The organism is Pseudomonas sp. MWU12-2020, from assembly GCF_023100605.1.
Taxonomy (GTDB): domain Bacteria; phylum Pseudomonadota; class Gammaproteobacteria; order Pseudomonadales; family Pseudomonadaceae; genus Aquipseudomonas; species Aquipseudomonas fluorescens_H.
Genome location: NZ_JALMEX010000004.1, coordinates 435,431 through 462,030 on the forward strand (window position 1 = coordinate 435,431; position 26,600 = coordinate 462,030).

A 26,600-nucleotide genomic window follows, 5' to 3' on the forward strand; every position below is an offset into this window, starting at 1 on the left:
AGTCGGTAAATCGTCGCTTTGGCTAAATGATGGCGGCGTGACAGCTTCTGCTTTCACAGTTCCGGGACTAGAGTGATGACTCAGTAACTGTACGGTTTTCACAAGAAACCGACCGATATCCCGACAAGAGATGTCCCGACAAGAGAAGCAGCATGGAATGCGCGCAACCCCAGCCAGGTGAAGGCAGCTCTGTCCTTTTGATCGTTGATGATTACCCTGAAAACCTGATCAGCATGCGCGCGTTGCTGCAGCGTCAGGATTGGCACGTCATGACCGCCGCCTCCGGCTTCGAGGCGCTCAATCTGCTGCTCGAACACGACGTCGACCTGGTGCTGCTGGATGTGCAGATGCCGGGCATGGACGGCTTTGAAGTCGCGCGACTGATGCGCGGCAGTCAGCGCACACGCCTCACACCGATCATTTTCCTCACCGCCAACGAACAGTCACAGGACGCCGTGATCAAGGGCTACGCCAGTGGTGCGGTGGATTATCTGTTCAAGCCGTTCGATCCGCAGATCCTCAAACCGAAAGTCCAGGCGTTGCTCGAACACCAGCGCAACCGCCGTGCCTTGCAGCGCCTGAGTCATGATCTGGAGGTCGCGCGGGCCTTCAATGCCTCGGTGCTGGATAACGCGGCGGAAGGCATTCTGGTGCTCGGCGAGGACGGCTTGATCCGCTTCGCCAACCCGGCGATTTCGCGGCTGCTGAATGCACCGGTGAAGGAGCTGGAGGGCGAGGAATTTCTCGATTATCTGCAGAAACCGCACATCCCGCTGTGGGCCGATTCCGAGTTGTTGGCCGGCTATAAACGCGGAGAGACCCTGCGTCTGCACGATGCGTTGTTGCGGACGGCGCCGGGGCAGCAGGTGCCGGTGGCGTTGTCCTGCGCGCCGTTGCCGGCCGAGCAGCGGGCGATGGTGGTGACGGTGCTGGACATGTCGGTGGTGCGTCACCTGCATCAGCAGCTGGAATTTCAGGCAGTCACCGATCCGTTGACCGGTCTGCTCAATCGCCGGGGCTTTTATCAGACGGTGGAAAACCTGCTGCTGCGCGGTGAACGCAGCGACAGCAGTTGGGTGCTGTTGTACCTCGACCTCGATGGTTTCAAGCGGGTCAACGATTCCCTCGGCCACGATGCCGGCGATCGGGTGCTGCGCTGGGTCTCCGAGCAATTGAAAGCCTGCCTGCGACCGTTCGATATTCTCGCGCGCATGGGCGGTGATGAGTTCACTGCGCTGCTCGATCTGGAATTCCCCGAGCAAGCGGCGAAAATCGCCGAGAAACTCATCGAACGGGTGTCGATCTGTCAGCAAATCGAAGGGCTGGATATCGCCCTCGGCGCGAGTATCGGCATTGCCACCTACCCGGACTGCGGTTCTAACCTCGACGGCTTGCTGCGCGCCTCGGACATCGCCATGTATGAGGCGAAGCGCGCCGGGCGTCAGCAGTATCGTTTTTATGATCACGAAATGAACGGTCGCGCCCGCTCGCGGCTGATGCTCGAGGAGAGCGTGCGCAACGCCATCGAGAACCGCGATTTCAATCTGGTGTATCAGCCACAGGTCGCGATCGACAGCGGGCAGATCCGCGGTTTCGAGGCGTTGCTGCGCTGGCAGCATCCGAGCGTCGGCGATGTGCCGCCGGGGTTGTTCCTGCCGTTGCTGGAAGAAGCGCGGCTGATCAGTCGACTCGGCAGCTGGATCTATCATCGCGGCGCCGGCCAGCGCAAAGCCTGGGAAACCCTGTTCGCCGAAGATCTGGTGCTTGGCGTGAGTTTGAGCAACACCCAGTTCGGGCTGCCGAACCTGGTCACCGAGTTACGCCAGGTGCTGGAGCGGCATTCGTTGCAGCCGCGGCAACTGGAGGTGGAAATCACCGAAGACGCGCTGATGCACAACCCCGACGAGACCCGCAAACAGCTGCGCCTGCTGCGTAATCTCGGGGTGCGCGTGGCGCTGGATGATTTTGGTTCGGGACCGTGTTCGCTGGCGCATCTGCGTGATCTGGAACTGGACACGCTCAAGCTCGATCGACACCTGATTGCGCGGCTGCCGGATTCGACGCGCGACGCGGCGCTGGTCAGCAACGTGATCAATCTGTGCAAGCAGTACGGTTTGCTGGTGATCGCCGAAGGCGTGGAAACCATCGAACAGTACCAATGGCTGCAAGCGCATGGCTGCGAATATGTGCAGGGTTTCCTAGTGGCGCGCCCGCTGACCTCCGAAGACGCCGCCAGCTTCGCCGAGCCCTTCGACTGGGGCACGCTGCCGGTTTGAATTCGCTACACTGGCGCTCTTTTCGAACCGTGTTGCCGTGTCCATGACTGCGTTGAAATACCTCCAGGCCTACCCCGCGCAATTGCAGGATCAGGTGCGCAAACTGATCGCCGAACAGCGTCTGGGTGACTACCTGAGCCAACGCTATCCGGGGCGTCACGATGTGCAGAGCGACAAGGCGCTGTACAGCTACGCGCTGGACCTGAAGCAGGAATACCTGCGCAACGCGCCGGCCATCGACAAGGTGCTGTTCGACAACCGCCTCGACCTGACGCACCGCGCGCTGGGCCTGCACACCACGGTCTCAAGGGTGCAGGGCGGCAAGCTCAAGGCCAAGAAAGAGATTCGCATCGCCTCGTTGTTCAAGGAGGCAGCGCCCGAGTTCCTGAAGATGATCGTCGTGCATGAACTGGCGCACTTCAAGGAATCGGACCACAACAAGGCCTTCTATAAATTGTGCGAGCACATGCTGCCGGGGTATCACCAGGTCGAGTTCGATCTGCGGGTGTACCTGACGTGGCGGGATCTGCAATAGCCGTTAACAAGGAGCGTGTGGATGGACGTCAGCAAGACCAAAAGCAGTTTTTACCGGCGCCTGTATGTGGCCTACCTGATCGACAGCGGCCTGGCCCCAAGCGTCCCGGCGCTGACCGAAGTGACCGGCATGCCCCGGCGCACGGCGCAGGACACGATCGCCGCGCTGGCGGATCTGGATATCGTCTGTGAATTCGAGCAGGAAGAGGGCGCGCGCAACCATGCCGGGCGCTATCGGATTCGCGAGTGGGGGGCGATTGATCGCGGGTGGATCGAGCGTAATCTGCGGCAGATCAAGGCTGTGCTGGAGTATCCCTGAGTTTCGCAGTGCCTGAGCTGACGCCTTCGCGAGCAGGCTCACTCCCACAGTAGACCGAGTTCCTTCAGATGGAATGCGATCAAAATGTGGGAGCGGGCTTGCTCGCGAAGGGGCCCTCAAGGACGACGCATGCCTATGTGCGGAATGTCATCCTCCAGATACTCCTCACCCGCCACGACAAACCCGTACCTGCCGTAATACCCCTGCAAATGCGCCTGCGCCGACAGATAGATCGGCACCTGCGGCCAATGCTTCTCGGCCTGTTTCAGTGCGTGTTCCATCATCACATGCCCCAGCCCTTTGCCACGGCCCTGCGGCGCAATGATCACGCGGCCGATCACCACGTCACCGCCCTGGGATTCGGGATCCAGCAGGCGTAGATAGGCCATCAACTGATCATCTTCCCAACCCATGAGGTGATGGGTGTCGCCGTCCAGATCCTGGCCGTCGAGGTCCGGGTAGGCGCATTTCTGTTCGACCACGAACACCTCCGAGCGCAGCTTCAACAGCGCGTACAGCTGCTCTTTGCCCAGATCGCTGTGATGCTTGCAGATCCACTCGATTGTCATCTTCCAACTCCTTGAACTCCGTCGCCCGATACTAAGCGCACAGGCCCTGGATGTCTGTATGGCGGAAGAGTCTGTGACAAAGGTCAAAATGCCATCATTCCTTTCTCGCGGCGGCGGCTGCTTTGTGTAATCTGCTGGAAAGCGCTGTGCACTGGCTTCAATGAGCTAATGTTAGGGCCTGGGTTTCGCCGGTAAGGGGCCTTGGGGTTTTGACTGAAAACACGCCGGGCAACTCGCCCGCTAAGGATTTTCAAGCATGCCGCGACTGCATCGAGCCTTTGCGTTGGTCGGATTGCTCTTGCTGGCCCAAACCGCCGCAGCGGACAAGTTGCGGCTGGTGTTCGATATCTGGCCACCGTTTACCGACGACACGCTGGTCAACGGCGGCCTGGCCACCGACATCGTCAGCACCGCGCTGGCGCGGGCCGGTTATGCCAGCGACTACGAGCAGGTGCCGTGGGCGCGGGCGCTGCTGGGGGTTGGCGAGGGGCGCTACGACGTTCTGGTCAACGCCTGGTACAACGACGAACGCACCAAACTCGGCCAGTTCTCTGGCGAATACCTGCTCAATCGCATCCGCTTTCTCAAGCGCAAAGACACGCCGCTGGACTACAGCAACCTGGAGCAACTGCACACCTATTCGGTGGCGGTGGTGCGCGGCTATGCCTACTCGCAGGCGTTCGATGCGGATACCGCGCTCGAGAAAGTCCCTGTGCATAACTTCGCCATGGCCGTGCGCATGCTCGCGGCGGATCGGGTCAAGCTGACCCTGGAAGATGAATACGTCGCGCGTTATTACCTGGCCCGCGAATCACCCAAAGTGCGCAACGCCGTGGAGTTTTTGCCCAAGCCGTTGAGCGAGAACAGCCTGCACATTCTGGTGAGCCTGAAGAACCCTGAGCATGAACAGATTGTGGCCGGGTTTGATAAGGCGATTGCGGCGATGAAGGCGGATGGGAGTTATGACAAGTTGCTGCGCCAGCATGGGATGTAGGGGTTGATCCGGAAATGGCTGTGTGGCTGATGGCCCTTTCGCGAGCAAGCCCGCTCCCACAGTTTGAAATGCGTTCTCCTGTGGGAGCGGGCTTGCTCGCGAAGAGGCCCTGACAAACACCGCAAAACTCAGGCTTCGCTGGTGTCCTTGATCAGGTGCGCCGCCAACGTCCGCAACGGCCCCAGCTGCCGGCAGATCAACGCCAGTTGGGTCTGCACCAGCCGTTGCCCTTCATCGATCTCGTCCGGCATCTGCTCCAACTCGTTGGCCAGCGCTTCCTCTTCGTCACTCTGAATCGCCACTGGTTGCTTGTTCGCCAGGCCCTGGGCGATGTCGTCGATGCTCGCGGCCAGTTTCACCCCGGCGCCGTCGATCAGCTGTTCGCGCACGTCCGCCGGTAGCTGCGTTTCGCGATGCGCGCCGAGCCCGGACAGGTAGCTGAGCAGGGTGTGTGACAGCACCAGGAAACGGAAGCCGACATCCGCCTCCTTCCGGAAATGCCCCGGCTCCATCAGCATGTTGGCCAAGGTGGTCGACAACGCCGCATCGGCGTTGTGCGCGTTGCGTCGGGCCAGGCGATAGGCGAGGTCGTCGCTCTTGCCGGCGGCGTATTGCTGCATGATCTGGCGCAGATAGATGCTGTTGCAGGTCAGGGTGTTGGCCAGCACTTTATTCAGGCGTCGACCCTGCCAGTCCGGCAGGAACAGGAACACCGTCAGGCCGGCGATCAGGCTGCCGAGCAGGGTATCGAACAGGCGCGGCAGGAACAGCCCGTAGCCATCGCCGATCTGGTTGAAGCAGAACAGCACCATGATCGTGATCGCGGCGGTCGCCACCGTGTAGCGCGTGGTGCGGTTGGTAAAGAACACCACCCCGGCGGCGATCGCGAAACACGACTGCACCAGCGGGCTGGGGAACAGATCGAACAGTGCCCACGCCACGGTCAGGCCGATGGCGGTGCCGAGAATCCGCTGCCCGAGTTTGCGCCGGGTCGCGCCGTAGTTCGGCTGGCAGACGAACAGGGTGGTCAGGATGATCCAGTAGCCCTGCGACGGGTGAATCAAGTGCACCATGCCGTAGCCGATACTCAGCGCCAGCGGCAAGCGCAGGGCATGGCGGAACAGCAGGGAAGTCGGTGTTAGTTGCGTACGCAGGCGAATCCACACGTCCTTGAGGTTGCGCGGCGAGCGGTCGAGCAGGCTGCTGTCGGTGGCGTCCGCCAAGGCATCCGGGTTGCTCGCGTCGCTGAGCAAACGGTCGAGGGTGCCGAGGTTGGCTGCCAGTGCGCGCAGCGAACGCAGGAGGCCGCGCCACGCCGGATTGCTCTGGATGCGCAGGTGTTCAAGGGAGGCATCGAGGTCAGTCAGCGCTTCGGCAAAACTGGCGTCGTAAACGAACGGCTGGCGCATCTGGATCGATTCGGCCAACGCGCGGCAGGCCTTGCCCTGCTGGCGCAACAAACGCTGGCAGCGGAACAGCACGTCGCTGTGAAAGAACGCATCGGCCAGCGCGTTGTACGGATAGTGCGAAGAGCTGGCGCGTTCGTGGATGTCCTGGGCGAGGAAATACAGCTTCAGATAACGGCTGACTTTCGAACCCGGGCGGCCGTTGCCGACCCGGTGCAGAATGATTTCCTTGGCACTGTTCAGCGCCGCTACCACTCGACCGTTCTGCTGCGCCAGTTCCAGTCGCCGCCCCTCGACGTCCAGTTGGCGGATCGGCTCGAACAGCGAGGCTTTCAGCTTCAGGTAGAAGCCGAGTTCACGGAACAGCCGCGCCAGACTCTGCTGCACCGGCTGGTTGGAAAACATCGCCTGCCACAGTACCGAGAGCAGGCCGTACCACGCGGCACCGGCCACCAGCAGCATCGGTTCGTGCCAGAAATCGGTGACCGCGCCGCCGCGCTGATCCACGCCGATCATGGTGTAGACCGACAGAATCAACGTCGCCGAGGCGATCGCACCGTAACGCTCGCCGAGCGCGCCGAGCATGGTCAGGCCGAAGCTGGCCAGTGCCAGAGCAATGGCAAATACGATGGGGTAGGGGAAGAGCAGTTCCACCGACAGCGCGGCGATGCTGAAACACACCAGTGTCACTGCCAGTGCGTTTAGACGGCCCTGCCAACTGTCGTCGGTCTCGGCCAGGGCGCTGGCGATAATCCCCAGGAACAACGGGATCAACAGGCCCATTTCATCCTGATACCAACACAGCGCCATGCTGCCGGTCAGGGCGATGAACACCCGCACGCTGTAGCTGAATTTATCCAGCGCCCACAGGCGCCGCAAAGACTGACGAAACGAGTTCGAGGACATGAAGTGCGAAGGCCTTCCGAGGCGATGCCGCTAAATTGAGCCAGTAATGACGCCGACGCAATGGCGCCGATCACATCTGACAGCAAAAAGTGTTCCTTACTGCATCCCACATAACAACTGTGGGAGGGGGCTTGCTCCCGAAAGCGGTGTGTCATTCAACATGTATGTCGACTGATCCAGCGCATTCGCGAGCAAGCCCGCTCCCACAGTTTTTGATTTGTGTTGGATCAGACGTACTGCGCAGCCGCGTAGCCGGAGGCCCAGGCCCACTGGAAGTTGAAACCGCCCAGATGCCCGGTGACGTCGAGCACTTCGCCGACAAAATACAGGCCAGGGCTTTTCAGCGATTCCATGGTCTTGGACGACACCTCGCGGGTATCGACGCCACCCAGCGTGACCTCGGCGGTGCGGTAGCCTTCGGTGCCGGCCGGGACGACTTTCCAGCTGCCGAGCTTGTCGGCGATCTGCGCCAGTTCGGCGTGGGTGTACTGCTTCATCGGTTTGGAAACGAACCAGTTGTCCGCCAGCAGATTGGCCATCTTCTTGGTGAAGATCTCACCAAGCAAAGTTTTCAGCTCGCTGTTCGGGCGTTCGGCTACTTGCTGCTGCAGCCATGCGGCGGTATCGTGATCCGGCAGCAGGTTGATCTCCACGGTGTCACCCGGCTCCCAGAACGACGAGATCTGCAGAATCGCCGGGCCGCTGAGGCCACGGTGAGTGAACAGAATGTTCTCGCGAAAGCTCTGCTCGTTGCAGCTGACCAGACAATCCACCGAAGTACCGGACAGCTCGGTGCACAGTTCCTTGAGCTGATCGGTGATGGTGAACGGCACCAGCCCGGCGCGGGTCGGCAGCAGTTCATGGCCGAACTGTTTGGCCACCTGATAACCGAAGCCTGTAGCGCCCAGCGTCGGGATCGACAGCCCGCCGGTGGCAATCACCAGCGATTGGCACTGAACTTGGCCGAGGGTGGTGTCGAGCAGGTAACCGTTCTCGACTTTCTCGATGGTCTGGATCGAGGTGTCCAGGTGCAGCTCGACGCCGACCTGATCGCACTCGTCGAGCAGCATGCCGAGGATGTCGCTGGATTTGTTATCGCAGAACAACTGGCCGAGTTTCTTCTCGTGGTACGGCACGCCGTGCTTGGCGACCATGCCGATGAAATCCCACTGGGTGTAGCGCGCCAGTGCCGATTTGCAGAAATGCGGATTGTGCGAGAGGAAATTGCCCGGCTCGGTGTACATGTTGGTGAAATTGCAGCGGCCACCACCGGACATCAGGATTTTCTTGCCGGCCTTGTTCGCGTGGTCGAGCAGCAACACCTGACGCCCACGCCCGGCAGCGGTCAGTGCACACATCAACCCTGCGGCGCCAGCGCCAATGATCACGACTTCGGTAGAGCGCAAAACGGTGTCCTCTTGGTGGGTCGCTACAAAACAAATTGTGGGAGCGGGCTTGCTCGCGAAAGCGGTGTGTCATTCAACATGATGTCGACTGACAGATTGCATTCGCGAGCAAGCCCGCTCCCACAGGAGATCTTCTTTGGGGCGAAGATCGTTTACAAAACCCGCACGCGCAGCGAACGGCCCTTGATCTTGCCGTTGTTCAAGCGCTGCAGCGCCTGCATGACCACGGTGCGTTCAACGGCCACATAAGACTGGAAGTCGAAGATCGCGATCTTGCCCACCTGCGCGCCCGGGATGCCGGCGTCGCCGGTCAGTGCGCCGAGGATGTCGCCCGGACGCACTTTGTCTTTACGCCCGCCGGCGATGCACAGCGTGCTCATCGGTGGCTGCAGCGGGGCGCCGCCCTGGGACTTGAGGTTGTCGACCTGATCCCAGTTCAGCGGAGCTTTCTGCAACTGTTCGATGGCTTGCGCGCGATGCGCTTCGGACGGCGCAACGAGGCTGACCGCGATGCCTTTCTCGCCGGCACGACCGGTACGGCCAACGCGGTGAATGTGGATTTCCGAGTCACGGGCCAGCTCGACGTTGATCACCATGTCCAGCGCATCGATGTCCAGACCACGGGCGGCCACGTCGGTGGCGACCAGGACCGACGTACTGCGGTTGGCGAACATCGCCAGCACCTGGTCGCGGTCACGCTGTTCCAGATCGCCATGCAGGCCGACGGCGGAGATGCCTTTGGAGGTCAGGTGATCGACGGTTTCCTGCACCTGCTGCTTGGTGAAGCAGAACGCCACGCAGGAGTCCGGGCGGAAGTGGTGCAGGACTTTGGTCACTGCGCTCATGCGCTCTTCCGGAGAAATTTCGTAGAAGCGCTGTTCGATCTGCGTGTCGTCATGGAACGCTTCGGCTTTCACCGTTTGCGGATCGCGCATGAATTTCGACGCCAGTTGCTTGATGCCCACCGGATAGGTGGCGGAGAACAGCAGGGTCTGACGGCGTGCCGGAGTCTTTTCGATGATGTCTTCGATGGCGTCGTAGAAGCCCATGTCGAGCATGCGGTCGGCTTCGTCGAGGATCAGCGTGTTCAGACCGTCGAGCACCAGCGAACCCTTGCGCAGGTGCTGCTGGATTCGTCCCGGGGTGCCGACGATGATGTGCGCGCCGTGCTCCAGCGAAGCGATCTGCGGGCCGAACGACACACCGCCGCACAGGGTCAGGACCTTGATGTTGTCCTCGGCACGGGCCAGACGCCGGACTTCCTTGGCGACCTGGTCGGCCAGCTCACGGGTCGGGCAGATCACCAGCGCCTGGCAACCGAAGTAGCGCGGGTTGATCGGGTTCAGCAGGCCGATGCCGAACGCGGCGGTCTTGCCGCTGCCGGTCTTGGCCTGGGCGATCAGGTCCATCCCCTTGAGGATCACCGGCAAGCTCTGCGCCTGGATCGGCGTCATCTGGGCATAACCGAGGGATTCGAGGTTAGCCAGCATGGCGGCGGACAGCGGCAGAGTATTAAAAGCGGTGGCGATGGTGGTCACGGGACTGGCCTGCAAAACAAAATGTCGCGCAGTGTAGCAGCCCCGTGCCACTTTCCTCGAAAGTTCTGGACGAACAGTGCCTGAAACCCGAGGCAAGGTGATTTATCTGTGGTGAGTGAATTTATCTGTGGTGAGGGGATTTATCCCCGATGGGCTGCGAAGCAGCCCCAGAATCTGTCACCTCAGTACATCAGGCTGATCGCATTCAACCTTTTCAGGGGGCGCTTCGCACCCCATCGGGGATAAATCCCCTCACCACAAAAGCATTCACAAGACATGACACTGTCTAGTGTTCGATGTGTTCATCCGGGCGTTTGACCCGGCGGCCGTCCTCTTTCGACAGTTGCGAGAAGATCGTCGCCGCCAGCATCGCCATCACTCCGACCGTGACAAACGTCAGCTGGAATGCGCCCAACACGGTTTCGACGCCGTCGTTGCCGATCTCCGCCGTGAAGCCGCCAAGCAGCGCACCGGCGCAGGCCACCCCCAGACTCAGCGACAGTTGCGCCACCACCGACAGCAAGCTGTTGCCGCTGCTGGCACTGGCGTCGTCGAGGTCGATCAGGGTCACGGTGTTCATCGCGGTGAACTGCAGCGAGTTGATTGCGCCGAGAATCGCCAGCAGGCACAGCAGCAACCAGTACGGCGTCTGTTCACTGACCAGGCCCATGCTCGCCAGCATGATCCCCAGCGCCAGGGTGTTGCCGGTGAGCACGATGCGATAGCCAAGACGTTCGATCAGCGGTCGCGCCACCCACTTGGCGATCATTGCCGCCGCCGCCAGTGGCAGCATGCTCATCCCGGCTTGCGCCGGTGAATAACCCAGCGCCACTTGCAGCAGCAACGGCACCAGAAACGGCAGGGCACCGCTGCCCAGGCGGGCGAACAGGTTGCCAATGATCCCGACCGCAAAGGTCCGGGTCTTGAACAGCGATGGCGAGAACAGTGGATTTTCGACACGCCCGGCACGCAGCCAGTAAGCCGCCAGACAGGCCAGACCGCCGAACAGCAGCAACATCACCCGCAGGTGCGGCAAGTGCAGTTCGCCCAGGCCTTCCATGGCGATGGTGATCAGGATCATCGCCGCGCCGAACAGCAGGAAACCGAGGCTGTCGAAACGCGTGCGCTCGGTGCCGCGCAGGTCGGGAATGAATTTCCACACCGCGTAGCAACCGATGAGGCCGACCGGCAGGTTGATCAGAAAGATCCAGTGCCACGTCAGGTATTGCACCATCCAGCCGCCCATGGTCGGGCCAATCAGCGGGCCGAGCAGGCCGGGAATGGTGATGAACCCCATGATCCGCACCAGTTCCGAACGCGGGTAGGCGCGCAGTACCACCAGACGCCCGACGGGCAACATCAGCGCACCACCGAGGCCCTGAATGACCCGCGCGCCGACCAGCATGGTCAGGCTGCTGGATAACGCGCAGAGCAGTGAGCCGAAACTGAACAGCAGGATCGCGCCGAAGAAGATTTTCTTGGTGCCGAAGCGGTCGGCGATCCAGCCCGAGGCCGGAATCAGCAAGGCGACGGTGAGCATGTAGGCGATGACTACGCCCTGCATGCGCAACGGGTTTTCGGCCAGATCCCTGGCCATGGCCGGCAGGGCGGTGTTGAGGATGGTCCCGTCGAGGGACTGCATGAAGAACGCAATGGCGACGACCCACGGCAACCAGCGGGCGGTAATGGCGTCGAGAGGCGGGCGTGTGGGCATGGAACCTCTTGTGGGTTATTGATCCGAATGCTTGTCCTGGCTTGAAGCTTTTGTGGCGAGGGAGCTTGCTCCCGCTCGGCTGCGCAGCAGCCGTAAATTCAGCCAACCCGGTATTACAGGAACACCGAGTTGACAGGTTTTGGGGGCGCTTCGCACCCCAGCGGGAGCAAGCTCCCTCGCCACAGTGTTATAGCGTTAGCGTGAGTCGGCTCACCAGCGCCCCCGGCAGCAGCGCCGACGACGTATTGCGCTGGCTATACGTGCTCGCCGACAGCAGCAACTCGCGCTCGGCGGTCAACGCTTCCAGCTGCGAACCCAGCAGGTTGTAGGCGCTGTCGTCGAAACGCATGGTGCTGACCGGCGCCTGAATCTCGCCGTTCTCGACCCAGAACGTTGCGAAGCGGGTCATGCCGGTCAGGCGCGCCGCCGGTTGATCCGAGAAGTTCAGGTACCACAGGTTGCTGATGTACAACCCGGTGCCCAACTGCTTGAGTATCTCTGCCTGTGACAGATCACCGGCCGCCATGTTCAGTGCGCTCGGCGATTCGCCGCCGCTGGCACCGTTGGCGGTCAGGCCGTATTCGGCGGCACTGCGGGAGCCGACCAGTTGATCACCGGCCTTGCCTTCGACGATCAGCCGCAGATCGCTGCGCGGATAACCCTCGGCGGAAAACGCCGGACTCAACGATTCGCTGACTTTCTCATCCAGCGATACCAGTGGACTGAACGTCTGGTCGCCGACATACAGCTTCTGCAGCGGGCTGCTCTTGCTGGCAATCGACTGCGCCGAGAAACCGCCCCAGCTGAGCATGCCCATGATTTCTTCCAGCGCGGCCGGCGCCAGATAAGCCCGGTATTGCCCCGGTGCCAGAGTACGTAGCGGGCGACCGAGGAACGCCAGTTGCTCGCGGGCCTGCTGGAAGCGTCGGGCGAAGCCTTCGCTGCTCCAATCGTGCCCGGCGTAGCTGGCCTTTACCGCTTCGCCATTTTCGTGGAACAGGCTGAAGTCGAAGTTGAAGCTGTTGGCTTGATGCCAGCCGAACGCCCCCGAGGAACTGGCGAAACCACGGCTGATCGGGCCGGCAGCATAGAAACCGACCAGATCCAGACCTTCAGCAGCGGTGCAGATTTCCTCGACCACCTGCTCGGTGTCCGGCAACGGGTGTTCCTGCACGTTGTTGCTCTGCCAGCCGTTGTGGTTGAGCAGCAGGTACGGATCCTGCGGCAGCAGCGGCAGGGTTTCGCGCAGTTGCTGCAGGCCTTCGGCGAGGCGTTGCAGATCGGCTTCCTGATCACCGGACAGGGTGATGTGCAGGTCAGCGTGGCGGCCGTCGTTGATCAGTTTCAGCCCGACGTCGGCTTGCTGCACCTGGCCGGCCTGACGCACCTTGGCGTGGTTGAAACGGACGAACGCCGACGATTCGGCGGCATAGCTGAGCGTGAACTGTTCCGGCTCGCGCACACTGTCGCGCAGCCAATTGACGATGACCTTGAAGGCGTCGGACTGACTCTTCGAAATGCTCATCAGGCGTCTCCCCCAAACACATCAACGTTGCTGAATACGCAGGCCGGCGAAGCGTGGCCGACGCGGATCACCTGGTTCGGCTCGCCCTTGCCGCAGTTTGGCGTGCCCAGCACCATCCGGGTGCCGGCATCGCCGACCGCGCGCAGACTCTTCCAGAAGTGCGCGGATATGCCCCGGTAGTTCGGATTTTTCACCACACCTTTAAGTTCACCGTTCTCGATCAACTGACCCCACTCGCAACCGAACTGGAATTTGTTGCGCGCGTCGTCAATCGACCACGAACGGTTGGTGCTCATCAGAATGCCATGCTCGATGCCGCTGATCAGTTGCGTCAGCGACTGATCGCCCGGCTCGATGTTGAGGTTGGCCATGCGGTCGATCGGCGGCCGGTTCCAGCCGCAGGCGCGGCTGTTGGCAACGCCGTCGAGACCGGCGCGGAACTGCGACAGCGCGCCGCCCAGTGGCCGTAGCAGCAAGCCTTCGCGAATCAGGAATTGTTTGCTGGCCTTGCTGCCGTCGTCGTCGTGGCCGTAGCTGGCGAGCTCTTCGGGAATGTCTGGATCGAAGGTCACGTTGAGCAGCTTCGAGCCATATTGCAGGCTGCCGAAGTCACTGGTTTTGACGAAGCTGGTGCCGGCGTAGTTGCGCTCGTCACCGAGGATGCGGTCCAGCTCCAGCGGGTGACCGATGGACTCGTGGATCTGCAGCATCATCTGGTCGGGCATCAGCAACAGATCGCGCGGGCCTTGCGGGGTGTTCGGCGCGAGCAGCAGTTGCAGGGCCTGATCGGCCACTTTCGGGCCGGCGCCGACCAGGCCGCAACGGCTGATCACGTCCGCGCCGCCCTGCTGGCCGAAGTTCTCGCGACCGAGGGAGCGGGTCTGGCTGTCGTTGCCGTCGTAGGCGGTGACATCCAGGCTCGGGTAGACGAAGCGCTGGGCCTGGCGCAATTCGGCACCGGCGCTGCTCAGATAGATCTGTTCGACATGGGTGATGCCGATGCTCGCTTCCCAGTTCACCAGGCGCTCATCCTTTGGCACCGAGGCGGATTCCGCGCCGAGCAGCTCGAAGCACTCGCTCAGGGACGGGAAGGGTTGCTCGAGATTGGGCGAAAAGTAATCGGCGCGGTCACTCGACACTGGCTGGTCGCGCAGGTCGAGCAAGGCGTGCGGCTTCAGTCGCCGGGCCTGCTGTTCGGCGCGCTCAAGGGCGGCTTGCAGGCCTTGCTGCGACAGGTCGTTGGTCGCCGCATAGGCTTCAACGCCGTTGACCCGCACGGTGAGCATCGCGCCTTCGTCGCGGCTCAGGCTTGGTGGCTCGGCGACGTTCTTGCGCACCGACAGGTATTGGCCGGACTCGCGTACATACCGCAGGGAAAAAAACTCGGCGCCCGTGCGCAAGGCAGCGAAGCGCTGCTTGAGCTGGGGGTGGAAATCGAACATTCGGGAACCTCCTTGTTATGGAGTTGCGGGGTGAAGCGATTCGGCGGGGAGGGGTGAAACGGTTGCGCGAGGTCTAGAGTAGGCCTGCGTGGGGGTAGGATCAAGTGAAGAGGGGGTGTAGGAGGATTTACTGTGCAGCAGGGGAATTTGTGTTGAATGTGAGGGCCCCTTCGCGAGCAAGCTCGCTCCCACCTTTGAAATGCATTCCAATGTGGGAGCGAGCTTGTCTCCGGGCGGCGTTCCGACGAAGGTAGCGCCTCGGTATTACGTCTTACTGAGCAGCCGGGGTGATATCACGCATCGGCTTGCCTTTCACCGGCGCATTGCCAGCGACGTAGTAGGCAGCGGTGCTGCGCGGCAGCGGTTTGCGGCCACGGATCTTGTCGGCGATTTTCTCCGCCATCATGATCGTCGGCGCGTTCAGGTTGCCGGTGGTGATGATCGGCATGATCGAAGCATCGACCACACGCAGGCTCTGCATGCCGTGCACGCGACCTTCGCCATCCACTACGGCCATCTCGTCGGTGCCCATCTTGCAAGAGCAGGACGGGTGGAACGCGGTTTCGGCGTGCTCGCGGATGAACTTGTCCAATTGCTCATCGGTTTGCACTTCGATGCCCGGGCTGATTTCGCGGCCACGGAAGGCGTCCAGTGCCGGCTGTTGCATGATTTCGCGGGTCAGGCGGATGCCGTCACGGAATTCCTGCCAGTCCTGCTCGGTGGCCATGTAGTTGAACAGGATGCTCGGGTGCTGGCGCGGATCCTTGGATTTGACCTGGATGCGGCCACGGCTCGGCGAGCGCATGGAACCCATGTGCGCCTGGAAACCGTGCTCTTTCACACCGTTGCTGCCGTTGTAGTTAATCGCCACCGGCAGGAAGTGGTACTGGATGTTCGGCCATTCGAACTCTTCGCGAGTCCGGATGAAACCGCCGGCTTCGAACTGGTTGCTGGCGCCGATACCGGTGCCGTTGAACAGCCACTCGGCACCGATGGCCGGCTGGTTGTACCAGAGCAGCGACGGGTACAGCGAGACTGGTTGGGTGCAGGCGTATTGCAGGTACAGCTCAAGGTGATCCTGCAGGTTCTCACCGACGCCCGGCAGGTCATGGACGACCGGGATGTCGAGGCTTTCCAGCAGTTTTGCCGGGCCGACACCGGAGCGCTGCAGAATCTGTGGCGAAGCGATGGCGCCGGAGCACAGCAGGACTTCTTTGCGCGCTTTGGCTTCAACGCGCTCTTCCGCCGAACCGACCAGGTAACGCACGCCGACCGCACGCTTGCCTTCGAACAGAATCTTGTCGGTCAGGGCGTGGGTGACGATGGTCAGGGTCGAACGCTTCTTGGCGATGTCGAGGTAGCCACGGGCGGTGGAAGCACGACGGCCGTTCGGCGTCACGGTGCGGTCCATCGGGCCGAAGCCTTCCTGCTGGTAGCCGTTCAAGTCTTCGGTGCGCGGGTAACCGGCCTGCACGCCGGCTTCGACCATGGCGTGGAACAGCGGGTTGTTGCCCGCCTTCGGCGTGGTCACGCTGACCGGGCCGTCGCCACCGTGGTAGTCGTTCGGGCCGATGTCGCGGGTTTCCGCTTTACGGAAGTACGGCAGGCAGTCGAGGTAGGTCCAGTCTTCCAGGCCTGGCAGTTTCGCCCAGTTGTCGTAGTCCATCGCGTTGCCACGGATGTAGCACATGCCGTTGATCAGCGAAGAACCGCCGAGGCCTTTGCCGCGACCGCATTCCATCCGGCGACCGTCCATGTGTGGCTCTGGATCGGTTTCGTACGCCCAGTTGTAGCGACGACCCTGCAGCGGGAATGCCAGCGCGGCCGGCATTTGTGTGCGGAAGTCGAAACGGTAGTCCGGGCCTCCGGCTTCGAGCAGCAGCACGGTGACGCCTTCGTCTTCAGTCAGACGGGTCGCCAGGGTGTTACCGGCCGAGCCGGCACCGATGATGATGTAATCGAATTCTTGGGACATTGAATGCACCCTCTTTAGATGTGGTCAGGTAGGACCTCGGCGAGTGCTGCGCACTCGAATCGCTGGCAAGCCAGCTCCCACAAGGATTGGGAGCTGCCACAGATTTGATGGACGACTCCAGACCTGTGGGAGCGGGCTTGCCCGCGAAGAGGCCCTCGCAGGCAATACAAGACTCGGGGCTTAGAACACCGAAACGTAATCGCCCAGTTCGACCTGTACCGATTTGATGCGTGTGTAGTTGGTCAGCGAGCTGATGCCGTTTTCACGACCCACGCCCGACTGCTTGTAACCGCCCACCGGCATTTTTGCGTCGGACTCGCCCCAGGCGTTGATCCAGCAGATACCGGCTTCCAGTTGATGAATCACGCGGTGTGCGCGGTTCAGGTCTTTGGTGACGATACCGGCGGCCAGGCCGAAGTCGGTGTCGTTGGCGCGGCGGATTACTTCTTCTTCGGTCTCGTAGGACAGGATCGCCATCACCGGGCCAAAGATTTCTTCACGGACGATGGTCATCTCGTCGGTGCAATCGGTGAACACGGTCGGCGCGACGAATGCGCCTTTGGCGAATTCGCCGTCGGTCAGACGCTCGCCGCCGCACAGGACGCGGGCACCTTCTTCTTTACCCTTGGCGATGTAACCCAGCACGCTTTCCATGTGGGCGAAGCTGACCAGTGGGCCGAAGTTGGTGTTTTCGTCTTCCGGGTTGCCGATGCGGATGCGCGCTACGCGCTCGACGATCTTGGCTTCGAAAGCAGCTTTCAGGTGGCTCGGTACGAATACGCGAGTACCGTTGGTGCAAACCTGACCGGAGCTGTAGAAGTTGGCCATCATCGCGGTGTCGGCGGCGCGATCGAGGTCGGCGTCGTCGCAGATGATCAGCGGCGACTTGCCGCCCAGTTCCATGGTCACGTCTTTCAGCGACGAAGCCGAAGCGCTGGCCATGACTTTCTTGCCGGTGTCGGTGCCGCCGGTGAAGGAGACTTTCTCGATGCGCGGGTGCTCGGTCAGCCAGGTGCCGACTTCACGGCCGCTGCCGGTCAGTACGTTGAACACGCCGTTTGGCAGGCCGGCTTCGGTGTAGATCTCGGCCAGTTTCAGGGTGGTCAGCGAGGTGACTTCGCTTGGCTTGAAGATCATCGCGTTACCAGCGGCCAGGGCCGGTGCGGATTTCCACAGCGCGATCTGGATCGGGTAGTTCCACGCGCCGATACCGGCGACCACGCCCAGCGGTTCGCGACGGGTGTAGACGAAGGACGTGTCGCGCAGCGGGATCTGCTCGCCTTCGATCGCCGGCACGAGGCCTGCGTAGTATTCCAGCACGTCGGCGCCGGTGACGATGTCGACGTATTTGGTTTCGGAGTAAGCCTTGCCGGTGTCCAGGGTTTCCAGAGCAGCCAGTTCATCGTTGCGCTCGCGCAGGATGTCGACGGCACGACGCAGGATGCGCGAACGCTCCATGGCGGTCATTGCGGCCCAGATTTTCTGGCCCTTTTCAGCGCTGACCACTGCGCGCTCGACGTCTTCCTTGGTCGCACGTTGCACTTGGGCGAGGACTTCACCGTTCGCCGGGTTGATGGCTTCGAAGGTGGCATCGCTGCCAGCGTCGGAGTACGCGCCATCGATGTAGAGTTTTTGCAGTTCGAAACGGGCCATAGTGTCCTCGCAAGTGCATTAGTGGTTGGCGTCGACCACCGCGCTGAAACTGCGGTGGCGGTTCAGGTGCCGAGCGTTTTCTGTGTGCTCTGGCTCACCTGCTTGGCCAATTGGAAATCCATGTATTCGTAAGCGATCTGTTGCGCCTGCGCCGTGTCGAAAGCGTCTCCCGACAGCGCGCCGCGCAACCACAAGCCGTCGATCAACGCTGCCAGTCCACGCGCTGCACTGCGCGCCTCTTCGAGCGGCAACACACGGCGGAACTCGCAGCACAGGTTGGAATACAGACGGTGATCGTTGATCCGCTGCAACCTGTGCAAAGACGGCTGGTGCATGCTGGTGGCCCAGAAGGCCAGCCAGGTTTTCATTGCCGGGCCATTGACCTGGCTGGCGTCGAAGTTGCCTTCGATGATCACCTGCAGATGCGCCCGTGGGCTGCTGTCTGCCAGCGCCTGACGGCGCGCGGTGACGTTCTCGCTGAGGACGTTCATCAGATACCGCATCGTGGCGGCGATCAGGCCGTTCTTGTCCTGAAAGTAATGACTGATGATGCCATTCGAGACACCGGCCAAACGGGCGATCAGCGCAATGCTGGCGTCCCCCATTCCGACCTGATCGACCGCTTGCAACGTGGCTTCGATCAGTTGTTGGCGGCGGATGGGTTGCATACCGACCTTGGGCATCTTGCACATCTCCTTAGGCCTTCCGACGGGCGATAAACGCCTATCGGATTGAGGGCCAGTCTATTTTGTTTTGATTGAACGTTCAATCAACAAAGAATAAGATCTGCGACAAATCGTCGCTGCCTACAGATTTTTTCTGCTTGCAAATGGCGATAAAACGACATCCGAAAATGCTTGAAACCTGCGTGGGGCATGGCGCGGTTCGCTATTCGATGGACGTGTTGAAAGGGCAAGACGCTCTGGGCCAGGTTTCGGATGAACGTCCGCACAGCTTTGGCCACGAAAGCGATTCGCAACGCCATTTCGGCAGGTTCGGGCTTTTTTCGGGGTGTCTTTATATCACCCGCCGGTCGGCTGCCAACTAACCGATTGGTCGGGTTCCGTGTTGCCTTGTGTTCTTCTCTCGCACTGCCTGGAGCATTTGTGCCATGAGTTCTGCCTCTCTTATAAAGACCCCGCCCGAGAAGGTGACGGTCAACGGTTGGGTGTTTTACACCTCTACCGCGTTGATTCTGTTGTTGACCGCCATTCTGATCATCGCCCCGCAAGAGGCCGGCAGATTGTTGGGTATCGCTCAGGCCTGGTTGTCGCGCAGCTTCGGCTGGTACTACATGGTGGTGATCGCCGCCTACCTGGTGTTTGTGGTGGGCCTGGCGTTTTCCTCCTACGGCAAACTCAAACTGGGCAGCAAGGACGACACCCCGGATTTCAGCTACGGCGCCTGGGCGGGGATGCTGTTCTCGTCGGGTATCGGTATTTCGCTGCTGTACTTCGGCGCCTCCGAGCCGCTGGATCATTACTTCAATCCGCCGGAAGGCGCATCGGCCACCAACATGGCCGCGCGTCAAGCTGTACAGCTGACCTTCCTGCACTGGGGCCTGCACGGCTGGGCGATCTATGCACTGGTCGGTCTGGCCGTGGCGTACTTCGCTTACCGTCATAACCAGCCATTGGCCCTGCGTTCGGCGCTGTATCCACTGGTCGGCGAGCGTTGGGTCAAAGGCGCGGCCGGTCATGCAGTGGACGGTTTCGGCATGTTCGTGACCCTGCTGGGTCTGGTGACCAACCTGGGCATCGGCTCGCTGCAAGTGTCCTCCGGGCTGGAAAACCTGTTCGGCATGGAACACAGCAACACCAACCTGCTGATCGTGATCATCGTGATGAGCACCGTGGCGACCATCGCTGCCGTGTCCGGTGTGGAAAACGGCATCCGTCGTCTGTCCAACCTGAACATCGTGCTGTTCAGCGGTCTGCTGATTTTCGTCCTGCTGTTCGGCCCGACCCTGCACCTGCTTAACGGCTTTGTGCAGAACATCGGCGACTACCTCAACGGCGTAGTGCTGAAAACCTTCGACCTGTACGTCTATGAAGGCGACAGCGCCAAGTCCGACCGCTGGCTGGGGCTGTGGACCCTGTTCTACTGGGCCTGGTGGATTTCCTGGGCGCCATTCGTAGGCATGTTCATCGCGCGTATTTCCCGTGGGCGTACCGTGCGTGAACTGGTGGCCGGCGTGCTGCTGATCCCGCTGGGCTTCACCTTGGCCTGGTTGTCGATCTTCGGTAACTCGGCGCTGGATCTGGTGATGAACCAGGGGGCGGTGGAACTCGGCAAGACGGCGCTGGAACAGCCGTCGATGGCGATCTACCAGTTGCTGGAACACTACCCGGCGTCGAAAGTCGTCATCGGTGTGTCGATCTTCGTCGGTTTCGTGCTGTTCCTGACCCCGGCCGACTCCGGCGCGGTGATGATGGCCAACCTGTCCTGCAAGGGCGGTAATGTTGACGAAGATGCGCCGCACTGGCTGCGGATCTTCTGGTCGGTGGTGATCACGCTGGTGACCATCGGTCTGCTGTTCGCCGGTAACTTCGAAGCCATGCAAACCATGGTGGTGCTGGCCGGTCTGCCGTTCTCGGTGGTGCTGGTGTTCTTCATGTTCGGCCTGCACAAGGCGATGCGTCAGGACGTGCAGATCGAACAGGAGCAGGCGCAACTGGCCGAGCGCGGTCGTCGTGGCTTCAGCGAGCGTCTGACGCAGCTGGACCTGCAACCGAGCCAATCGGTGGTGCAGCGTTTCATGGACAAGCAGGTCAGCCCGGCGCTGGAAGACGCTGCCGCACAAATGCGTGTGCAGGGTCTGGAAGTGCAGACGCTGCTGGGCAAATCCAAGCGCTGCATGGGCGTGCGCGTCGAGATGGAAGAGGGCAACCCTTTCGTCTACGAAGTGAGCCTGGACGGTTATCTGGCGACCCCGACCGAATCGGCCCAGTCCGATGAAGCGCGCCAGCGTTACTACCGCGCCGAGGTGTACCTGCACAACGGCAGCCAGGATTACGACCTGATGGGCTTCACGCAGGATCAGATCACACGCGATGTGCTCGATCAGTTTGAAAGCCATCGGCAGCTCCTTGGCCGGGTGTATAGCTAAGTTGTAGGTGGTGCGGTGTTTCTGTCTGAAGCACCGTGCCGCATTCTTCGCGAGCAAGCCCGCTCCCACATTGGAATGCATTTCAAATGTGGGAGCGGGCTTGCTCGCGAAGGGGCCATCAGCTCCAACGCTGAACGCCCTGTATTCCGATAAACAAAAACGCCGCGATCCTCTCGCGGCGTTTTTGTGTCTGCGGGGTTCTTACCCCAGGTTCTTGCCCAGCAGCGCGTGATACAGCTCGCTGTCGCCAAGAATCCCCACCACATGGTTGTTGTCGTGCAGCACCAGTTTGTTGCCGGTCTGGTAGCGGATCTGCAATGCATCGCGCATGCCGATATTCGAATCCACCAGTGTCGGCTTGCGCTCCAGCGCTTCCACCGCTTGCCCCGGCGCCCAGTTCTGCAGGTTCAGCACCGAACCGTTCTGCCGCGCACCCTTGATGGTGTTGCCTTCGGCCAGGTCCAGCCACGAATCGCCACCCGGGTCGAGGCACACCGAACCGTTGATGCGTTTGCAGTTGTCCAGCGTGCGCATCAGGCTGCGGCCACACAGGACGTTGAGCGGGTTGGTGTGGGCCACGAAGGTGCGCACATAGTCGTCCGCCGGATTGAGCACGATCTCTTCCGGCACGCTGTACTGGATGATCCGGCCGTCCTTCATGATCGCGATGCGGCTGCCCAGTTTGAGCGCCTCGTCGAGGTCGTGACTGACAAACACGATGGTCTTGCTCAGCTTGCGTTGCAGCTCCAGCAGTTCATCCTGCAGGCCCTGACGGATAAGCGGGTCGAGTGCCGAGAACGGTTCGTCCATCAGCAGAATATCGGCGTCCATCGCCAGCGCCCGGGCCAGGCCGACACGCTGCTGCATGCCGCCGGAGAGTTCATCGGGCTTCTTGTTGCGCCATTGAGTCAGGCCGACCAGTTCGAGCTTGTCGTCGACCAGCTTGCGCCGTTCCTTCTCCGGGCGACCCTGCATTTCCAGACCGAAGCTGATGTTCTCGCGCACGGTCAGCCACGGCATCAGGGCGAACTTCTGGAACACCATGGCGATGCGTTTGGTGCGCATCATCTTCAGTTCGGCCGGGGTGCAGGAGGCGATGTCGATCTGCTTGCCTTCGTGCTCGACGAACAGCTTGCCGCGACTCACGGTGTTGAGGCCGTTGATGCAGCGCAGCAGGCTCGACTTGCCGGAGCCGGACAGGCCCATCAGCACGCAGATCTCGCCCTTGTTGATATCCAGCGTGGCTTTTTCCACACCGACGATCTGTCCGGTCTTTTTCAGGATCTCGTTACGCGTCATGCCCTGATCCAGCAGCTTGAGCGCCTCGCGTGGATCCTTGGAGAAGATTACGTCGACGTCTTCGAAGCGAATTATGCTCATGCGTCACCCCCTGCTTTGGCGTCGGGTTGTTTGCAGATACGGTCGAGCATGATCGCCAGCAGTACGATCGCCAGGCCCGCTTCGAAGCCCAGGGCGATATCAGCAGTGTTCAGTGCGTTGACCACCGGTTTGCCGAGTCCGTCGGCGCCCACCAGTGCCGCGATCACCACCATCGACAGCGACAGCATGATGCACTGGGTGATGCCGGCAGCGATGCTCGGCATGGCGTGAGGCAGTTCGATCCGTGAGAGCAATTGGCGACGCGAGCAGCCGAAGGCCTTGCCGGCGTCCATCAGTTCTTGTGGGACATCGCGGATGCCCAGGTAGGTCAGGCGGATCGGCGCAGCGATGGCGAACACCACCGTGGAGATCAGGCCCGGCACCACACCCAGCCCGAAGAGGGTCAGGGTAGGAATGAGGTAAACGAAGGTCGGTACGGTCTGCATCAGATCGAGTACCGGACGCATTAGTGTGTAGAACATCGGTTTGTGCGCGGCGACGATGCCCAACGGCACGCCGATGACCACGCAGACCAGGGTCGCGAACATGACCTGGGCGAGGGTTTCCATGGTTTCCTGCCAGTACCCCAGGTTGAGGATCAGCAGGAACGAGGCAATCACAAAAACAGTCAGCCCCCATTTGCGCTGGATGAAATGTGCGAGCAGGGCAATGAGGCCGATCAACACAAAAGGATTGAACCAGGTCAGCGCAAACGTCACGCCGTGGATCATCGTTTCCAGTGTCACGGCGATTGCGTCGAAGGTGCTGGCGCCGTGTTGCGTCAACCATTCAACGAAGCCCGCGATGTACTGGCCTAAAGGGATTTTCTGATCAATCAGCATGGTAGTGAACGTCCGCATGCAAGGAATAAACAGCCCGGGCGAGCGAACTCGCCCGGCGTAAGGCAATTACTGTGCGAGCTTGGCTTTCACGGCCTCCAGGCCTGGTTTACCGTCAATGGTGGTCACGCCAGCGAGCCAGGTATCGAGCACCTGTGGATTCTTTTTCAGCCAGGCCTTGGCGGCCGCGTCAGGCTTCATCTTGTCGTCGAGGATGTTGCCCATCAGTTCGCTTTCCATGTCGACGGTGAACTCCAGGTTTTTCAGCAGCTGACCGACGTTGCTGCATTCGGTGCTGTAGCCCTTGCGAGTGTTGGTCGCCACGGTGGCAGCACCGAAATCGGGGCCGAAGAAGTCATCGCCGCCGGTCAGGTATTGAATCTTGAAGCGCTTGTTCATCGGGTGCGGCGCCCAGCCGAGGAAGACCACGGCGGTGTCGCGTTTCTGCGCGCGGTCGACCTGCGAGAGCATGCCCGCTTCGGACGATTCGACGACCTTGAAGCCGGCGGTTTTCAAGCCGAAGGCGTCTTTGTCGATCATGCTCTGGATCAGGCGGTTGCCGTCGTTGCCAGGCTCGATGCCGTAGATCTTGCCATCGAGCTCTTTCTTGAATTTGGCGATATCGGCGAAGTCATGCAGCCCTTTGTCATACAGCGCCTGCGGGACGGCGAGGGTGTACTTGGCGCCCTTGAGGTTGGTGCGCACGGTTTCCACGGTGCCGGCGTCACGGTAGGCCTTGATGTCGTTTTCCATGGTCGGCATCCAGTTACCGAGGAACACGTCCATGTTCTTGCCGTCGGCCAGCGACTTGTAGGTTACGGGCACGGAAATCATGGTGGTCTTGGTCTTGTAGCCGAGCGCATCGAGCACCACCGAGGTGGTGGCGGTGGTGGCGGTGATGTCGGTCCAGCCGACATCGGAGAAGTTCACGGTACTGCACTGAGCGGGTTCTGCAGCTTGAGCCAGTAACGGCAGACTCAGCATGGCGGCCAACAACAACGACGGGGAACCTTTCATGGATGGACTCCTTGGTGTTTTTTTTGGCAGTGTTCCGACTGGACCACCGCACTTATAGGTTGCGGTTGGATGGCGTTCTGGAGACAGCTCTACCACGGCGCCTTGCAATCGAGTCATAACGATCATGTACCAGTGAAAATCTGACGCCTACAGGGTGGGTCGTATCCAGTACAGGGATGGTCGCATCCAGTGTCAGTGACGTCGTTTACAGCTTTTTTCTACCCCGTCTGGCCATCTGAACCGCATAAAAACGGCGAAAACACGGGAGAAAACCGGCACGGCGTTGGTGGGCATGAGTGCGTCGGTGTCAGACGCCGAGCGACCCGGCAAAAGCCTGATGATGCGGGCATTCCGGCGGATCGCAGCTTGAGCGTAGCAGCTCCGCCAGCGGGCGCTTAATGCCCGGGAACGGCATCCTCAGGAGCTCTGCAGCAATGGCTATCAGCGTTTTCGACCTGTTCAAGATCGGCATTGGCCCGTCCAGTTCTCACACCGTCGGGCCGATGCGCGCCGCCGCCCTGTTTGTCGAGTCGTTGCGCGACAAATTCCTGCTGGAGCAGGTACGGCGTATAGAAGTGCAACTGTTCGGTTCGCTGTCGGCCACCGGTATCGGGCACGGCAGCGACAATGCGGTGATCATGGGCCTGATGGGCGAGTGGCCGGACGCAATCGACCCGTCGCAGATCGGCCCGCGGATTCAGGCGCTGCGCGAAACCCACACACTTCTGCTGGATGGGCGCTTGTCGGTGCCGTTTGTCTGGGCCCGCGACATGCGTCTGATCGACGAGAACCTGCCGTTCCACCCCAACGCCATGACCCTGATTGCCGAAGGCGATCACGGCGAGATTCATCGCGATACCTACTATTCGGTCGGTGGCGGTTTTGTCGTGGATCAAGCGCAGGCATCCAGCGGCGTGGTCGATCTGGATCGCACCGAATTGCCTTATGACTTCTCCAGCGCGGTGGAGCTGCTGGAGCTGTGCAAACAGAACAATCTGCGTGTCGCCGAATTGATGATGGCGAACGAAAAGGTCTGGCGCAGCGAAGAAGAAATCCGCGCCGGGCTGATGAAACTGTGGCGGGCCATGCAGGACTGTGTCGAGCAGGGCCTAAAGCACGAAGGCATCCTCCCCGGTGGCCTTAATGTGCGGCGGCGTGCGGCCAAGCTGCATCGCAGCCTGCAGGAATTGAACAAACCCAACGTGATTGGCTCGACCCTCAGTGCCATGGAGTGGGTCAACCTGTTTGCCCTCGCGGTCAACGAAGAAAACGCGGCGGGTGGGCGCATGGTCACCGCACCGACCAATGGCGCGGCGGGGATCATCCCGGCGGTATTGCACTACTTCATGAAGTTCAGCGAAGCGGTCACCGACGCCAACGTGGTCGACTACTTCTTGGGCGCGGCGGCGGTGGGCATTCTGTGCAAGAAGAACGCTTCGATCTCCGGTGCCGAAGTCGGTTGCCAGGGCGAGGTCGGTTCGGCCTGTGCGATGGCGGCGGCGGGGCTGGCGGAGATTCTCGGCGCGACGCCGGAGCAACTGTGCAACGCGGCGGAAATCGGCCTGGAACACAACCTTGGCCTGACCTGCGATCCGGTGGGTGGACTGGTGCAGGTGCCGTGCATCGAGCGCAACGCGATTGCCGCGGTGAAGGCGATCAACGCGGCGCAGATGGCCTTGCGTGGTGATGGTCAGCACTTCATCTCGCTGGACCGGGTGATCCGCACCATGCGTGATACCGGCGCGGATATGCATGACAAATATAAAGAGACGTCACGTGGTGGGTTGGCGGTCAGTGCGGTTGAGTGCTGAATCAGCAATACCGAGTGGAATTCTTCGCGAGCAAGCCCGCTCCCACAGTGGATCTACAGTGAACACAGAATTTGTGAACACCCGCTTCCAATGTGGGAGCGGGCTTGCTCGCGAAGGGGCCAGACCAGTCAAAACTGCTCACCAAGTGAACACGCTAATCAAATCACGCCACCTTTTGGCGCGTCGC

At 61.1% G+C, this 26,600-nt stretch carries 19 protein-coding genes; 6 read left to right on the forward strand and 13 right to left on the reverse strand.

Going from position 1 to position 26,600, the window contains the following annotated elements; all coding sequences use genetic code 11:
• Nucleotides 1-152 precede the first annotated feature (152 nt).
• From M0814_RS12400 to M0814_RS12410, 3 genes are read left to right on the forward strand one after another with little or no spacing between them, the layout of a single operon-like run.
• Nucleotides 153-2,276, forward strand: a complete 2,124-nt coding sequence (locus M0814_RS12400; protein ID WP_103485205.1) for an EAL domain-containing protein — start codon at nt 153-155, stop codon at nt 2,274-2,276.
• A 43-nt stretch (nt 2,277-2,319) separates the two neighbouring features.
• Complete coding sequence (locus M0814_RS12405; RefSeq protein ID WP_103485206.1) at nt 2,320-2,811, forward strand: M48 family metallopeptidase; 492 nt, start codon at nt 2,320-2,322, stop codon at nt 2,809-2,811.
• A gap of 21 nt (nt 2,812-2,832) precedes the next feature.
• Complete coding sequence (locus tag M0814_RS12410) at nt 2,833-3,129, forward strand: winged helix-turn-helix domain-containing protein (protein ID WP_003229005.1); 297 nt, start codon at nt 2,833-2,835, stop codon at nt 3,127-3,129.
• A 116-nt stretch (nt 3,130-3,245) separates the two neighbouring features.
• Here M0814_RS12410 and M0814_RS12415 read toward each other — a convergent pair whose 3' ends face one another.
• Nucleotides 3,246-3,698 carry a GNAT family N-acetyltransferase gene (locus tag M0814_RS12415; RefSeq protein ID WP_003229004.1) on the reverse strand — a complete coding sequence of 151 codons (453 nt, stop codon included), beginning with the start codon at nt 3,696-3,698 and terminating at the stop codon, nt 3,246-3,248.
• A gap of 256 nt (nt 3,699-3,954) precedes the next feature.
• Between M0814_RS12415 and M0814_RS12420 the strand changes: the two genes are divergently transcribed.
• Nucleotides 3,955-4,692 carry a transporter substrate-binding domain-containing protein gene (locus tag M0814_RS12420; protein WP_103485207.1) on the forward strand — a complete coding sequence of 246 codons (738 nt, stop codon included), beginning with the start codon at nt 3,955-3,957 and terminating at the stop codon, nt 4,690-4,692.
• Between the two features lie 128 nt (nt 4,693-4,820).
• Here M0814_RS12420 and yccS read toward each other — a convergent pair whose 3' ends face one another.
• The 9 genes from yccS to betI all read right to left on the reverse strand — a co-directional run bounded on the left by yccS (nt 4,821) and on the right by betI (nt 18,940).
• A complete protein-coding gene (yccS, locus tag M0814_RS12425) occupies nt 4,821-7,004 on the reverse strand; it encodes a YccS family putative transporter (RefSeq protein WP_103485208.1) in 2,184 nt (727 codons plus the stop codon).
• A gap of 227 nt (nt 7,005-7,231) precedes the next feature.
• Nucleotides 7,232-8,410, reverse strand: coding sequence for an NAD(P)/FAD-dependent oxidoreductase (locus M0814_RS12430; RefSeq protein ID WP_103485209.1), 1,179 nt, complete (start codon nt 8,408-8,410; stop codon nt 7,232-7,234).
• Between the two features lie 152 nt (nt 8,411-8,562).
• On the reverse strand, nt 8,563-9,948 hold the full coding sequence (gene dbpA, locus M0814_RS12435; RefSeq protein WP_103485210.1) for an ATP-dependent RNA helicase DbpA: 1,386 nt from the start codon (nt 9,946-9,948) through the stop codon (nt 8,563-8,565).
• 286 nt (nt 9,949-10,234) lie between these two features.
• Nucleotides 10,235-11,662 carry a multidrug transporter subunit MdtD gene (gene mdtD, locus M0814_RS12440; RefSeq protein ID WP_103485211.1) on the reverse strand — a complete coding sequence of 476 codons (1,428 nt, stop codon included), beginning with the start codon at nt 11,660-11,662 and terminating at the stop codon, nt 10,235-10,237.
• A 187-nt stretch (nt 11,663-11,849) separates the two neighbouring features.
• Entirely contained in the window at nt 11,850-13,187 is a 1,338-nt protein-coding gene (locus M0814_RS12445; RefSeq protein WP_103485212.1) for a TldD/PmbA family protein, read from the reverse strand.
• Nucleotides 13,187-14,629: a TldD/PmbA family protein gene (locus M0814_RS12450; RefSeq protein ID WP_103485213.1), complete on the reverse strand. Its 1,443-nt coding sequence runs from the start codon at nt 14,627-14,629 to the stop codon at nt 13,187-13,189. Before M0814_RS12450 ends, M0814_RS12445 begins: the two co-directional genes overlap by 1 nt.
• Nucleotides 14,630-14,900: 271 nt before the next feature.
• Nucleotides 14,901-16,604 carry a choline dehydrogenase gene (gene betA, locus M0814_RS12455; protein WP_103485214.1) on the reverse strand — a complete coding sequence of 568 codons (1,704 nt, stop codon included), beginning with the start codon at nt 16,602-16,604 and terminating at the stop codon, nt 14,901-14,903.
• A 180-nt stretch (nt 16,605-16,784) separates the two neighbouring features.
• On the reverse strand, nt 16,785-18,257 hold the full coding sequence (betB, locus tag M0814_RS12460; RefSeq protein WP_003228997.1) for a betaine-aldehyde dehydrogenase: 1,473 nt from the start codon (nt 18,255-18,257) through the stop codon (nt 16,785-16,787).
• A gap of 62 nt (nt 18,258-18,319) precedes the next feature.
• Entirely contained in the window at nt 18,320-18,940 is a 621-nt protein-coding gene (gene betI, locus M0814_RS12465; RefSeq protein WP_003228996.1) for a transcriptional regulator BetI, read from the reverse strand.
• A 428-nt stretch (nt 18,941-19,368) separates the two neighbouring features.
• Here betI and betT point away from each other — a divergent pair, with 428 nt between their 5' ends.
• On the forward strand, nt 19,369-21,366 hold the full coding sequence (betT, locus tag M0814_RS12470) for a choline BCCT transporter BetT (protein ID WP_103485215.1): 1,998 nt from the start codon (nt 19,369-19,371) through the stop codon (nt 21,364-21,366).
• 201 nt (nt 21,367-21,567) lie between these two features.
• Here betT and choV read toward each other — a convergent pair whose 3' ends face one another.
• From choV to M0814_RS12485, 3 genes are all read right to left on the reverse strand, one after another.
• Entirely contained in the window at nt 21,568-22,746 is a 1,179-nt protein-coding gene (gene choV, locus M0814_RS12475) for a choline ABC transporter ATP-binding protein (RefSeq protein WP_003228994.1), read from the reverse strand.
• Nucleotides 22,743-23,588, reverse strand: a complete 846-nt coding sequence (choW, locus tag M0814_RS12480) for a choline ABC transporter permease subunit (RefSeq protein ID WP_003228993.1) — start codon at nt 23,586-23,588, stop codon at nt 22,743-22,745. Before choW ends, choV begins: the two co-directional genes overlap by 4 nt.
• Nucleotides 23,589-23,654: 66 nt before the next feature.
• The gene (locus M0814_RS12485; RefSeq protein WP_003228992.1) at nt 23,655-24,602 is read right to left on the reverse strand and encodes a choline ABC transporter substrate-binding protein; all 948 of its coding nucleotides are present in this window, start codon (nt 24,600-24,602) and stop codon (nt 23,655-23,657) included.
• 434 nt (nt 24,603-25,036) lie between these two features.
• On the opposite strand from M0814_RS12485, the gene M0814_RS12490 reads away from it, so the two are divergent.
• A complete protein-coding gene (locus tag M0814_RS12490) occupies nt 25,037-26,413 on the forward strand; it encodes an L-serine ammonia-lyase (protein WP_003228991.1) in 1,377 nt (458 codons plus the stop codon).
• Nucleotides 26,414-26,600: the final 187 nt, after the last annotated feature.